Origin of the sequence: Phaeobacter piscinae (assembly GCF_002407245.1) — a bacterium.
Taxonomy (GTDB): Bacteria; Pseudomonadota; Alphaproteobacteria; order Rhodobacterales; family Rhodobacteraceae; genus Phaeobacter; species Phaeobacter piscinae.
Genome location: NZ_CP010681.1, coordinates 2,481,224 through 2,494,711, shown reverse-complemented (window position 1 = coordinate 2,494,711; position 13,488 = coordinate 2,481,224). Strand labels below are relative to the sequence as shown.

10 protein-coding genes are annotated in these 13,488 nt (G+C 60.9%); 8 read left to right on the top strand and 2 right to left on the bottom strand.

Features of this window, described 5'->3' with window-relative positions:
• Positions 1 to 36 precede the first annotated feature (36 nt).
• The gene (gene uvrB / locus phaeop14_RS11695) at positions 37 to 2,238 is read right to left on the bottom strand and encodes an excinuclease ABC subunit UvrB (RefSeq protein ID WP_096789626.1); all 2,202 of its coding nucleotides are present in this window, start codon (positions 2,236 to 2,238) and stop codon (positions 37 to 39) included.
• Between the two features lie 228 nt (positions 2,239 to 2,466).
• On the opposite strand from uvrB, the gene phaeop14_RS11690 reads away from it, so the two are divergent.
• The 8 genes from phaeop14_RS11690 to phaeop14_RS11655 all read left to right on the top strand — a co-directional run bounded on the left by phaeop14_RS11690 (position 2,467) and on the right by phaeop14_RS11655 (position 12,207).
• Complete coding sequence (locus phaeop14_RS11690) at positions 2,467 to 2,778, top strand: ETC complex I subunit (protein WP_040173490.1); 312 nt, start codon at positions 2,467 to 2,469, stop codon at positions 2,776 to 2,778.
• Between the two features lie 596 nt (positions 2,779 to 3,374).
• Positions 3,375 to 6,713, top strand: a complete 3,339-nt coding sequence (locus tag phaeop14_RS11685; RefSeq protein ID WP_096789625.1) for a M10 family metallopeptidase C-terminal domain-containing protein — start codon at positions 3,375 to 3,377, stop codon at positions 6,711 to 6,713.
• An 83-nt stretch (positions 6,714 to 6,796) separates the two neighbouring features.
• On the top strand, positions 6,797 to 7,195 hold the full coding sequence (locus phaeop14_RS11680; protein ID WP_096789624.1) for a hypothetical protein: 399 nt from the start codon (positions 6,797 to 6,799) through the stop codon (positions 7,193 to 7,195).
• A 227-nt stretch (positions 7,196 to 7,422) separates the two neighbouring features.
• On the top strand, positions 7,423 to 8,964 hold the full coding sequence (locus phaeop14_RS11675) for an ankyrin repeat domain-containing protein (protein WP_096789623.1): 1,542 nt from the start codon (positions 7,423 to 7,425) through the stop codon (positions 8,962 to 8,964).
• A gap of 233 nt (positions 8,965 to 9,197) precedes the next feature.
• Positions 9,198 to 9,413, top strand: a complete 216-nt coding sequence (locus tag phaeop14_RS11670; protein ID WP_096789622.1) for a hypothetical protein — start codon at positions 9,198 to 9,200, stop codon at positions 9,411 to 9,413.
• Positions 9,414 to 9,667: 254 nt separating this feature from the next.
• Positions 9,668 to 10,426 carry a class I SAM-dependent methyltransferase gene (locus phaeop14_RS11665; protein WP_096789621.1) on the top strand — a complete coding sequence of 253 codons (759 nt, stop codon included), beginning with the start codon at positions 9,668 to 9,670 and terminating at the stop codon, positions 10,424 to 10,426.
• A gap of 219 nt (positions 10,427 to 10,645) precedes the next feature.
• Entirely contained in the window at positions 10,646 to 11,575 is a 930-nt protein-coding gene (locus phaeop14_RS11660; protein WP_040179730.1) for an MYG1 family protein, read from the top strand.
• A 191-nt stretch (positions 11,576 to 11,766) separates the two neighbouring features.
• Positions 11,767 to 12,207, top strand: coding sequence for a MarR family winged helix-turn-helix transcriptional regulator (locus tag phaeop14_RS11655; RefSeq protein ID WP_096789620.1), 441 nt, complete (start codon positions 11,767 to 11,769; stop codon positions 12,205 to 12,207).
• A 75-nt stretch (positions 12,208 to 12,282) separates the two neighbouring features.
• On the opposite strand, the gene phaeop14_RS11650 is transcribed toward phaeop14_RS11655, so the two are convergent.
• Positions 12,283 to 13,428: an FAD-dependent oxidoreductase gene (locus phaeop14_RS11650; protein WP_096789619.1), complete on the bottom strand. Its 1,146-nt coding sequence runs from the start codon at positions 13,426 to 13,428 to the stop codon at positions 12,283 to 12,285.
• Positions 13,429 to 13,488 lie beyond the last annotated feature (60 nt).

Here is a 13,488-nt window from a genome sequence, read left to right as displayed (position 1 = left end):
CGCTATCTTCTCGTGAACCAGCTAGCCCCGCTGAGCCTACGACGAAAACTTCTTCTGCGACTTGCCCCGATAGGCCCGTGTCCCGGCCTTGCCCGCAGTGGAACGCCCGCGTGATTTCACCGCCGCATCTGATGCGGCCTCAATCGCGGATTGCCGCGCCAGCGGATCGTCAGAGACCGCCAGATCCACCGCTTCCAGCCGCTTGACCTCGTCGCGCAGCCGCGCGGCTTCCTCGAACTCCAGGTTCTCGGCGGCCTTGCGCATCTGCTCGCGCAGCCCGGCCAGGTGGGCCTCCAGATTGGCACCATGCATCGGTTTGTCGATGGTGGCGGTGACGCGGTTCATATCCACATCGCCCTCATAGAGACCCGCCAGCACATCCTCGACGTTTTTCTTGACGGTTGCGGGGGTGATGCCGTGTTCCTCGTTATAGGCGATCTGTTTTTCGCGGCGGCGGTTGGTCTCGCCAAGGGCGCGTTCCATCGAACCCGTGATGCGGTCAGCATACATGATAACCCGGCCTTCAGCATTCCGGGCCGCGCGACCGATGGTCTGAACCAGCGAGGTTTCGGAGCGCAGGAAGCCCTCCTTGTCGGCATCCAGAATGGCGACCAGCCCGCATTCGGGGATATCCAGACCCTCACGCAACAGGTTGATGCCGATCAGCACGTCAAAGGCGCCAAGCCGCAGATCGCGCAGGATTTCGATCCGCTCCAGCGTGTCGATGTCGCTATGCATATAGCGGACTTTGATCCCCTGTTCGTGCATATATTCGGTCAGATCCTCGGCCATGCGTTTGGTGAGGGTGGTCACCAGCGTGCGGAACCCATCTGCGGTGACGCGGCGCACCTCGTCCAGCAGATCGTCGACCTGCATATCCACCGGGCGGATTTCGACCTGCGGATCCAACAGGCCAGTTGGGCGGATCACCTGTTCAGCAAAAACGCCACCCGATTGCTCAATCTCCCAGGCCGCCGGCGTTGCCGAGACAAAGACCGATTGCGGGCGCATCGCGTCCCATTCCTCAAACTTGAGGGGACGGTTATCCATGCAGGACGGCAGGCGGAAACCATGTTCGGCCAATGTGAATTTACGCCGGTGGTCACCTTTGTACATGCCGCCGATCTGCGGCACGGAAACATGGGATTCATCCGCAAAAACAATGGCATTGTCCGGGATGAATTCAAACAGGGTAGGGGGCGGCTCCCCCGGGGCGCGCCCCGTCAGATAGCGCGAGTAATTCTCGATCCCGTTGCAATGGCCGGTGGCCTCCAGCATTTCAATGTCGAAATTGGTGCGCTGCTCCAGCCGCTGTGCTTCCAGCAGCTTGCCCTCACCAACCAGCTGATCCAGCCGCATCTTCAGCTCTTCTTTGATCGAAATGACCGCCTGTTTCAGCGTCGGCTTCGGGGTCACATAGTGGGAATTTGCATAGACGCGGATCTGATCGAAGGTGCCGGTTTTCTCGCCGGTGAGCGGGTCGAATTCGGTGATGCCCTCCAGCTCCTCCCCAAAGAAGGACAGCCGCCAGGCGCGATCCTCAAGGTGGGCGGGGAAAATCTCCAGCGAATCGCCGCGCACCCGGAAGCTGCCGCGCTGAAACGCCTGATCGTTGCGTTTGTACTGCTGCGCGACCAGATCGGCCATGACCTGCCGCTGGTCATAGTCATCGCCGACCTTCAAATCCTGCGTCATCGCCGAATAGGTCTCGACCGAGCCGATACCGTAGATGCAGCTCACAGACGCGATGATGATCACATCATCCCGCTCCAACAGCGACCGGGTGGCGGAGTGGCGCATCCGGTCGATCTGTTCGTTGATCTGGCTTTCCTTCTCGATATAGGTGTCGGAGCGCGCGACATAGGCCTCTGGCTGGTAATAGTCGTAGAAGGAGACGAAGTATTCGACGGAGTTCTCCGGGAAGAAGCCTTTGAATTCGCCGTATAATTGCGCCGCCAGTGTCTTGTTTGGGGCGAGGATGATGGCCGGGCGCTGGGTCTCCTCGATCACCTTCGCCATGGTGAAGGTCTTGCCCGTACCGGTCGCCCCCAGCAGCACCTGATTGCGCTCGCCGTCCAGCACGCCTGCTGACAGCTCCTTGATTGCGGTGGGCTGGTCGCCCGCCGGATCAAACTCCGTATGCATCACAAACTCTCGCCCGCCTTCCAGCTTGGGGCGGTGCTGCGGCGCGCGGTCAGCCATCATCGGCATGGATTTGTCGGAATGGGCGTATGGCATTGTGGCTCTCTCCTGCTAGGGGCAGAGATTGGTCTGTTTTTGTTCTTATTCAAGGGGGATTTTGCCCGCGCGCATAGATGAAGGCCCCGCTTTGCGCTCAAACCTGTCGCGAAGGTCCTGAAATCCCCGGTTTTCCACCCAAACCTGCGCAATCTGCGGCATTTGCCACCTTGCCCGCCCGCAGGGTTCAGCGCATATAGGGGGCAGAGATTGACGAGGAGATATCCCATGCGAGCGCGGATTTATCGGCCAGCCAAGAACGCCATGACCTCCGGTATGGCCAAAACCCGCAAATGGGTTCTGGATTTCGTGCCGACCAGTGCGCGGGAAGTGGACCCGCTGATGGGCTGGACGTCTTCGCATGATACCCAGAGCCAAGTGCGCCTGCGCTTCGACACCAAAGAGGCCGCGCTGGAATACGCCGAGGCCAACGGCATCGACGCCGTGGTGACAGAGCCAAAGAGCCGCAAGGCCAATGTCCGCGCTGGCGGCTACGGCGAAAACTTCGCCACCAACCGCCGCGCCCCCTGGACACATTAAGGTCTCGCGCCTGTCACCTGCAGATGCTTGGGCGATATGCCCCCGCCGGTAACTACGCGTTAGGTCTGGCGAGCCGGAGGCAGAATGAACTGACGAATTCTAGACAGGGCGCCCAACGGGCGCCTTTTTCTGTATCTGCCTTCCGCCTATGTCTGATGTGCACCCTGATGGCAGAGGGTGTCTCCAGTCCGGCAACCGGAGAACTGGCCCCTTTGTCGCGGGGCAAGCTATGAGGCCTCCCAGCGCGCCACAGATACACTACCTAAGATTGATTCGATCGGTGAGGCGGCGACCAGCTGTCAATTCGCCGTTCTGCGTGGAGTTGCAGCGCTGGCATCTCTCCGCACAACTTCGCCCATTCCCCCACGTCAATGGGCCAGCTTTTGCCGAAACGAAGGAATGTTGAAAAACTCACCAGAAATAGTGAGTTGTACGATCATTCAATTCGGAAACGATCAGGGCGCGAAACCAATATATCTATAATCTCCGAGGTCGGCCAATGGCTGCCCGGGCGCTCCGCTATGCCTGCGGAGGGCTGCGGGTGAATTTTGCCCAACAGGTCGGACTACTCTGGGTTGAATGACAGGGAGGCAAACATGCCCGCAACAACCGACAGCACCACCGAGTGGTGGACCAATGATCAGACGCCGGAGAACCCCTTTGGCAAGAGCGAGGATTACGAGGGGTTTCTTGACTATCTGGGCGCGCTTGGCCGCAGCCTGACCCCGGAAATCGCCGCTGAACCCTTGGTGATCAACCTGACCGGGCTGAACGATCACCCGGCCTATAAGGACGCCGCCATCGGTGCGCTGGAGATGTGGTCCTCGGTCACGCCGTTGCAGTTCGAGATTGTCGATGATGCGCCCTATGATGCGGATCTCCATTGGATGGAGGTGGTCAGCCCCGAAATCGGCGAGCCGAGCGACGGCAGCGCCTTTTCCAGCGACCGCTATGTCAGTGTCGGCCAGCGCTTCCACGACACCGAGCCGAATATCACCGATCTTGGCGGCTATGTCTTTGACACCTTCGTGCATGAGTTTGGCCATGAATTCGGCCTGAATCATCCCGGTCTCTACAACTACAGCGGCCCCGGCGGAGTGCAGATCAACTATCTGAACAATGCCACCTGGACCTATGACCGCCAGCAGTACAGCGTCATGTCCTATTTTGATGGCATCGACGTGGGCGAGGAGACACGCTGGTCGGCGGTGACCCCGTTGATGGGCGACATCGAGGCGATCATCCGGCGTTATTATTCGACCGTCGATGATGACGGCGTGCGGACCTATCAGACCATCAACCTCAATACCGACGACAATACCTATGGTTTCAACAGCACCGACTATGGCTACCTGCTGACCGAGGACGGGCCGCAGCATGACATCGGCTTTGTGATCCATGACACCGGCGGTGATGACACCATTGATTTCTCCGGTTCCACCGCCAGCACCATTCTGGACCTGCGCGCGGGTGAGTTCTCCAGCGTCAACGGCCACAGCAACAATGTGTCGATCTTTGCGGGCCACAATGCCGACCAGACGGAATATTACATCGAGACAGGGATCGGCAGCAGCTACGACGATATCCTGATTGGCAATGATGGCGACAACGTGTTGGACGGGCGCGCGGGCAATGACCGGATGGCGGGCAATGGCGGCGATGACGTTTATTTTGTTGATTCCATTGATGATATCGTCCGCGAGGAAGAAAACGGCGGCAATGACACCGTGATCGTGGTGGCCGATGGGCTGGATCTGGGCGACATCGCCAATGTGGAGACTATCATCTACGCAGGCGGCACGCCGGGAACACCGGGCAGTGACGCGCCGGATGCGCCAAACGGCGGGCCGACTGATGCGACCGACAGCCTGATCATCGGCGATGAGAGCAGTGAAACCCTGGACGGTGGCGCAGGGGGCAACACGATCTTCGGCCTTGGCGGTGATGATCTGATCATCGGTGGTCGTGACACGCTGGCCAGCCGCGACATCAACAACACCATCGCGATTGAGGATCTGGAGGATCAGACCGAAACGGATGATGGCAATGATGCGCTTTATGGTGGCGACGGCAATGACACCATCAACGGGGGGGCCGGTGATGACCTGCTGGACGGCGGCGACGGCGATGACCTCTTGCGCGGTCAGGCCGGTCAGGATGTGTTCCGCGGTGGGGCTGGCAGTGACACCGTTGATTTCAGCCAGGAAAGCCCGTTCCAATTGCTGGTCAATCTGGAGACCAATGTGGCCAGCGGCGGCACCGCGTCGGGCGATACCTTCTACAGTATTGAAAACCTGATCGGCTCCGATGATCGCATCGACCGCTTTATCGGCACCTCCGACAACAACCACTTCTGGGGGCAGGGCGGCGGCGACGTCTTCAACGGCGGTGGCGGTGACGACACGCTGGACGGCGGCAACGACGGTGACATGCTCTATGGTGAGGACGGCGATGACGTGCTGATCGGCGGCAGCGGTCAGGATTATCTCGACGGTGGCGCAGGCGTGGACACGGTGCTCTATACCACCAGTTCCGTTGGCGTGACGGTGGATCTGGAAAACGGCACCGCCCGTGGGGGCGATGCCGATGGTCCGGTGCAGATTGTCGGGCGCGGCACCACCATTCGTCATGATATCATTGTCGATGTGGAAAATGCGACCGGCTCCTTCCACGACGATTACCTCATTGGCTCCGATGGCGACAATGCCCTGCGCGGCGGTGCGGGTGATGATGTCCTGAGCGGTGGCGGTGGGGCAGACCTGCTGGATGGCGGGATTGGTCGCGATACCGCAGATTACGCGCAGTCGGCCCGTGGCGTGAGACTGAACATGACCAATGGCAAGACCGAGGGCGACACCTATGTCTCTATCGAAAACCTGTCTGGTTCTGGTTTCAACGACCGGATGAAGGGGGATGAGGGTGCCAATGTGCTGACCGGGCAGGGCGGCGATGACACCCTGCGCGGCGCGGCCGGCGACGACATTCTACTCGGGGATTACGCCGATGCAGCGGATGCGATACCGCAGCCGGGTATGGGCACCGGCTATGCCACATTGGGGCCGGACGCCACCAACAACTCGATGGAAACCGCCTTTGATATCTCGGACAATTTCTCGCTGACCGAGGATCCGGATATCTTTGACTCCACCACCGTGCTGCACACCACGGTGAATGCCACCGGCAACGGGCAGGGGGGCTATTACAGCATTGATCTGGCGGCAGGCACCGTGCTGACCATCGACATCGACGGCATCGCCGATCCCAATGTCCACGACAGCTGGGTCCGCCTGCTGGACAGCGAGGGCAATATCGTCACCCAGAACGATGATGGCGGCGGCGATCCCGGCTCCACCAGCAACCGCGATTCCAGCACCGTCTTTGTGGTCGAGGAAACCGGCACCTATTTCATTGTCGAGGGCAGCTGGTCACCGGATGCCGCCGAAGGCTGGTCCGAAAGCGTGCCGGAAGGTTCCACCTATGAGCTGAACGTCTCGGTTGAATTCCCACCGGCACCGGCGCAACCGGGTGAGGCTGGCGCAGATGTTCTGCGAGGCGGACGTGGCAATGACCTGCTGGATGGCGGGCTGATGGACGATACGCTGATCGGTGGCAAAGGGGATGATTTCTTCCGCTTCTCCACCGAACTGGGGGCGGATAACATTGACGAGATCCGCGATTTCGATACCGCCAGCGATACGATCCTGCTGGACAGCGCCATCTTTACTGAGGTGGGAGAGGCCGGCGTGCTTGACTTCAACGCCTTCCACAGCAGCGCCTCTGGCACCGCGCTGGATGGCGCGGACCGCATTGTCTACAACTCCGACAGTGGGGCGCTCTCCTATGATGCGGACGGGATTGGCGGCGTTGATGCCATCCAGTTTGCGCAGTTGCAGTCCGGATTGCAGCTGGGCGCAGATGATTTTGTGATCATCTGATCCGGTCCAGAAATAGCCGGTAAACTTGGCACAGGGGGTCTCATCACTCCCTGTGCCTGCCTCAGGTCGACAAAGGACACACCATGCCTCGCCATCCTCACCGCCGCGCGTTGCTTCTGGGGGCTGCCGGTTTCGCACTGACGGCCCTGACGTATCGCGCCAAGGCCCAGTCGGAGGTCGTGCAGGGCAGGTTGATTTTTGCAGGGGACGCCAAGATCCCAAAAGGGCGGATCACCATTTCCCTATCAAAGCCGGATCAGCCTGGCACCTCGGATCCGGCGCTGGAGTTTGACCTGATCAGCACAGGCCGGGCCAAGCGGATCGACTTCACCCTCTCATCGGCGGCGCTGTCCGCCCTCTCCCCGACCCTGCAGGTGGTGGCGCGGCTTGAACGCGCAGATGGCTGGCTGATCGCCCGCGGCAGCACCAAACTGCCGGCAGGCTCCCCGCTCCATATCACCCTCAACCAGGTGATGTACTGACAGAACTGTCCTCACCGGCAGAAAGGGGCGCCATCCCCCTCCGTGCCCCAGTGCCCGGGCCTCTTGCCCTAAGCGGGGCATCGGCCTAACATGACACCGCTGCCGGGGGAGCCACCAGGTCCGCGGAAAGCCGTCATCGGCACCCCAAACCACATCAGACGACAGCCTTCTTCGGTATGTCTCATGCTCGCACATAGCGGACCGTCGGGCGTTGAATGAGGACACCGATGACCAAATCTCTGGACCAACTGCGCCGCGACGCAAAGGCGCTGCGCAAAGCCCATCACTCCCACGACACTATCGCCCTGCAGCGGATCGCCAGCCAGCGACCACGCGAACCTGAAACCCCGCTGAGACATGCCGACTATCTGCATGTGATCGCGCGGGAAAACGGCTTTCCCTCCTGGCCTGCCCTCAAACTCGCGGCAGAGTTGTTGGGGATGGATCTGGCCGCCAAACGCCAGCGTCTGCGGGGGGCGCTCTATGCTGGTCACTTTGCGGTTGCGGATCAGTTGCTGGCTGACACCCCGACCCTTGCGGATGGTGATTTTGGCCTCAGCCTCAGCCTGCTGCGCAAGGCCGAGGTGCTGGCGGCACTGGACCAATCCGCGCAGCATGCAACGGCGCTGATCGGCGATGTCGCCCCACCGATGACCATTCTAGCGCGCTCCCGATGGATCCACCACGCGCCGGAGCGGGAGGCGGATATGCTGGCCATCGCCGAGGCGCTTCTGGCGGCGGGCGCGGATATCAACCTTGGTGCGCCGGTGCATGACGGCAGCGACCACCGCCTGTCGCCGCTCTATTTTGCGATTGGCCATGCCGACAACATGGCGCTGGGGCAATGGCTGCTGGAGCAGGGTGCCAACCCCGATGACGGCGAGAGCCTTTATCACGCGACCGAACTGGGGCATCACGACGGCCTGCGGATGTTGCTGGCCCATGGTGCCGAGCCGGAGGGCACCAACGCGCTGCTCCGTGCCATGGATTTCCATGACCTGCAGGCGGTGCAGCTGTTGCTGGATCACGGTGCCAAAGTTGACGCCTTTGACGGGCGCCCCGTGGGCGGTGAGACGCCCTGGGTGGTGCCCGCGTTGCATCAGGCCGCCCGCCGCATGGCCGACCGGCAGATGATCACGCTGCTGCTGGACAATGGCGCGGCGCTGAACCGCCGGTTTCAGGGCGCGACCCCCTATGCCTATGCGCGTGTCTTCGGCAACCGCGATCTGGCGCAGCTCTTGGCAGAGCGGGGCGCGGACACAACCCTGACCCCAGTGGAGGAGGCCCTGGCAGCCGCCGCAGAGGGGGCGCCGCAGGGGGCTGTTCTATCGCCCGAGGCGATCCCGGAGGCCTACCGCGACATCATTCGCCAGATCCTGCATCTGCCCGGTAAGCTGGATCATATCCGGCGACTGGTTGCCATCGGCGTCGATTATGACCGCCCCGACAGCGAAGGGCTGACGCCTGTGCAGGTCGCAGGTTGGGAAGGGGCGGCGGAGGTTCTGCGCTATCTTTTGAGCCTCAAACCGGATCTCACCCATGTGAACGGCTTTGGCGGCACGCTGCTGTCGACCATTCTGCATGGCGCGGAAAACTGCCCGCAGGCCGCCGCGCGCGACCACATCGCCTGTCTGGATCTGGCACTAGGCGAAGGCATCACCCTGCCACGCCGCGCAATCGCGCTGACAGGCGTGGCAGAGGTGGCGGAATTCCTGATGGACTGGGCGGAGCGACATCCCGAGAAGGTTGTCGACGGCGGCGTTGTCTGACCCTCGGGAGACATTCATTGGCTGAGCATAGCATGGCAGCCTGTCCAACTTAACCGCGCGAACCATGCAGATCGAAGTTCTGGCGCCCTGGTTTAGGACATGTTCCACCTGCTGCTGTCATCGAAGGTCTGGGAGGTTGGGGCGCCAGTTTCGTTCAAGATATCGCGGTGTTCAAAGGACGTTCGCAGCGGCTGCACCCGGCTGGCGGGTGCCAGTCTCCCGGGCTCTCAGTCATGGAAAAGCTGATCCTTGCCGCCGCTGCATTTGTTTTTGTCCGTTTGCTGGTATCAGCTCCCTCTGGTGGACAGATCCATGCTCTGGACCATGCCAAGCACGCGACTGTCTGGATCGCCTGTGAGGTCCTGATGTCTTGGTCATCAGCCACTGGCTTTGCCCCGTTACATACTTTGTGGCGCCTCTGGCCTGGTTTGTTGCGCGATGCCCGCTGATACTGGCCTGGAAAAATGGCCAGCTCGCTGGCGACACGACCTGCTGCAGCTGCCTTTTCAGGAGGGGCTGAGGAGATTAATGTGCATATGCGGAAAGGTCGCAAGCATTTGATGATGCATAGAGACTGCGGGCCATTAGTTTGTTTGAACCTATCTGATAACACTGTTGTTTTTCGCCGCGCACCTATGTCTCATATGAGTTCAAGGGGGCGGCGGTGTTACGTAGACCGATCGCCAAAATCAGGGAGACAGAAATGTTCGATGCAGACCATGTGCAAGAGGTCACCCGGTCGCCATTGGTGGGCGCGCTTGATCTGTCGATGTTTTCTGACAAGGACATTCTCAATACGGTGTTGCAGCGCTCCGAGGTTCTCTTTGATCTGGATCGCCCCGGCCTGCCGATCCGGCAATGGTCCAAGGGAAAACCCGACGCGCTTCAGGCGGAGGTGGCCCGACGGGGCGATCTGCTGCTCAGGCGTGCGATTTCGGTTCTCTATCTCGAATATCTCGCGCTGAAACCCACCATTGCAACCCTCGCTCCGAAACATGTCGCGGACATCGGATGTGGCTACGGGTTCATTGACCTGTTCATTGCCCGGGATTTCCAGCCCGCGCTGACGCTGATTGATCTGGAAAGCAATGACGCGACGCATTTTGGGTTTCACGCCGAGGGAGCGGCCTACAGCAGCCTTGCTACGGCGCGGGCGTTCCTATTGGCCAATGGGGTGGCGGCAGAGGCCGTGACAACGCTCAACCCTGGACGCGAGGAGGCAACGCGGACCACGGAGGTCGATCTGGCGCTGTCCTTGCTCAGCTGCGGCTTTCACTACCCGGCGAATACCTATGCGCAGTTCTGGGGAAAAAGTGTCACCAAGGACGGCGCTATCATCCTTGACCTTCGGGATGCAGAGGCTGCCCGCCAGCGCGAGGAGCTGGGTCAGATCGGAGCGCTTCGCGACCTGTGGCGCGGCGAGAAATGGACCCGGGTTCTGATCGACAAGGGAGCGGGCTAGGCGCCGTGTCGGACAGAGGTCTGGGCAAGGATCGCGGCCACAGCTGATCCGCAGAAACTCTCACTCTGCTGTTGTTTTCAACCCTGATTTTGAGCTATCGGATCCGCCATCAGATGGGGTCTGGGGCGAGGTCGGCCGCGCCACGGCTTGCTGTCTTGGAAACCTGTGGGCGCCTTTTGGGGCGCCTGTCTTCTGTCCTGCCGCCGTGGAGCGTTGTTTATGACCATCACCCATCTTGTGACCCATTCCGGCGGGTTTCATGCCGATGAACTTCTGTCCTCGGTGATCCTGACCCGTCTTTTTCCCGATGCAGAGCTGATACGCTCGCGGGAGGCTGCATGGATCACGCCGGACACGGGGCGGATCATCTATGATGTGGGGCAGGCCTATGATGCCGCGGCGCAGATTTTCGACCATCATCAGCGCCCCAATCCCCTGCGCGAAGATGGCCAGCCCTACAGCTCCTTTGGCCTGATCTGGCACCATTTCGGGCGTGATTACCTTCGCAGCCTCGATGTGCCGGAGGCCGACATTGACGCCATCCACCACAGTTTTGATCAGGGCTTCGTGCTGCCGGTGGATCTGCTGGATAATGGTGCGATTGACCCCGGTGTGGCTGGGCCTCTGGCAGGGATGACGCTGCCGGTTTTGCTGGAAACGCTGAAGCCGGTGTTTGACGACCGCAGTGAAGGTGCGGATGATCGGGCCTTCTTGGCGGCGCTGCCGGTGGCGCGGGCCTTTGTCGAGGCGTCGATCCGGGGCAAGGCTGCGAAACGGCGGGCGGAAACCATGGTGCTGCAGGCGATTGAGGTCGCAGGCGCGGGCAGGGTGCTGGAGTTGCCGATGGGCATGCCCTTCCGCTCAGCGGTGGAGAAGGCGGGCGCCGATCATCTGCTGTTCGTGGTGCATCCGCGCGGCAGCGACTGGACGCTGACCACCATCCGCAAGAGCGGCGACAGTTTCGAGAGCCGCGCCGATCTGCCCGCAGCCTGGGCGGGCCTTACGGATGAGGCGCTTGTGGCTGCCTCTGGTGTTGCAGGGGCAAAATTCTGCCACAACGCCCGGTTCATCGCGGTAGCGCGCAGCCGAGAGGCGATTATGGAACTGGCGAAGCGCGCGGTTCAGGCGGTTCAGCCAATCGACGGCTAAACCGGCCGCAGGGTGATGTTTTGCCTGTCGAATGTGTCCGATGAGCCGTCGCAGGGCGGGAGCAGGTGGTGCTAGCACCGCATTCTGGGCGCGTTCTGATAGGGCCACTCATGACTGAGCGTGATACGGCGCGGTGAGCCGCGCTTTGCGGCGTTATTGCATTCTATGCTATGCAATGCTACCGGTGGCGCATGACCTTTGATCAAAATACCTCAGCCGGATATCTGATAAATCAATTGGCGCGGCTTGCCTTTGAGGGGCTGCGCAGGGAAATCGAACCGCTGGGCATTGTGCCCGGGCAGTTCCCGGCGCTGCTGGCGCTTTGGCAGCGCGATGGTCAGACCCAGCGTGAACTGGTGGCCAAAACGGATGTCGAACAGGCAACCATGGCCAATACACTGAACCGGATGGAGCGGGATGGGTTGATTGTGCGGCAGGCGCATCCTGAGGATGGGCGGGCCCGGGTGATCTATCTGACGGAGAAAGCCAAGGCGATCCGTGATCAGGCTTACCGGGCGGCCGGGGATGTAAACGGCGTAATGCTGGCCGATCTGTCGGAGGCGGAACGCCGAACATTTATCGACCTGCTTCAGCGGGTGGTCAAAACGCTCCGCGCGGGGGATTTGAACTGAGGCGCCTCGCTCCCCTTACCCCGGTAACAGTCGAGGCAAGGGGGGGCGGACCGATTTCACGTTGGTCAAAAGACCTTAGTAGCCGGTGAAGGATTCAACCCGGATATCCTGCTCTGCCACGCCGGCGGCGGTGAGCATTTTCTGCGTGGCGGTCACCATGCCCGCAGGGCCGACGCAATAGTAGATCGGCGCATTGAGATCGCTGAGGTGGCGGCGGAGCATGTCCTGATCAATCTGGCGGGTCTCACCGCGCCAGCTGTCATCGGCGTCCAGATCGGTCATCGTCGCGATCAGCTGGACGTTGGAAGTGGTCTTCTGCAGGTTCTCCAGTTCGCTCAGGAAGGCAGAGGCAGCGGGGGCGCGGTTGGAATAGAACAGTGTGATTTTATGGTCGCAGTTGGTCGCCGTGACGTCCCGCAACATCGACATGAACGGGGTAATCCCGATGCCGCCGGCAATGAAAACCGCAGGCCGGCTGGTATCTTCGTGCAGGGTGAAGGTGCCGGAAGGGCCGGCGACCGCCAGCTCTGCCCCGTCGGGCAGTGTGCTGAGGCTGCGTTTAAAGGCGCTGTCGCTCAGCCGGGTGGCCACTGTGATCTGCGGCTCATCCGGTGCGCTGACGATGGAGAGGATGCGGGACCTGGCTTTTCCATCCTCTGCGGCATTTGCGATGGTCAGGCGGATCCATTGACCCGCCTGATGCTGAAATCCCGCGGGTTTTGTCATGTGAAACGCCATTGTTCCGGTTGCGAGTGTCTCGCTGCTGGTCAGTGTGACCTGAGTGGCCGGCGCGGCCTTTCCTGACAGGCGAATGCCATCGCGCATGTTCAGCCCCATCAGGACCAGATTGGTTGCCCCCGCCAGCAGCTCGACGACCTGCAAGCTGTAGAAGGTGGCATCGAATTGTCCGGCTGCGGCCCGGGATTCGAGAAAGAAGGCCATCGGCATCAGCACCAGCAGACCGTTGGCGCCAATAACAGGCATCCGCTTCTTTTTGGCCGAAACCAGCGCCTCATTGCGCCCGCTGGCCAGCGAGAACCCGGAGCCGCCGACAATCGCCATTGCCGGGATCAGGATGAACATGCCCATCAGGATCGCTGATTTCACCGCCGCCACTGTTTCATGGGAGGCAAACAGTTCAGACAGGACAGTGGATGTCCAGAACAGCAAGATGGTCAGAAAGCCGATCGTGCCTGCGATGGCGTGGATGCGTGTTTTCATGGCGGGTCTCCATGCTGGGTCAATTACAGTGCCTGCTATTAATATAGATAGCAAACTATG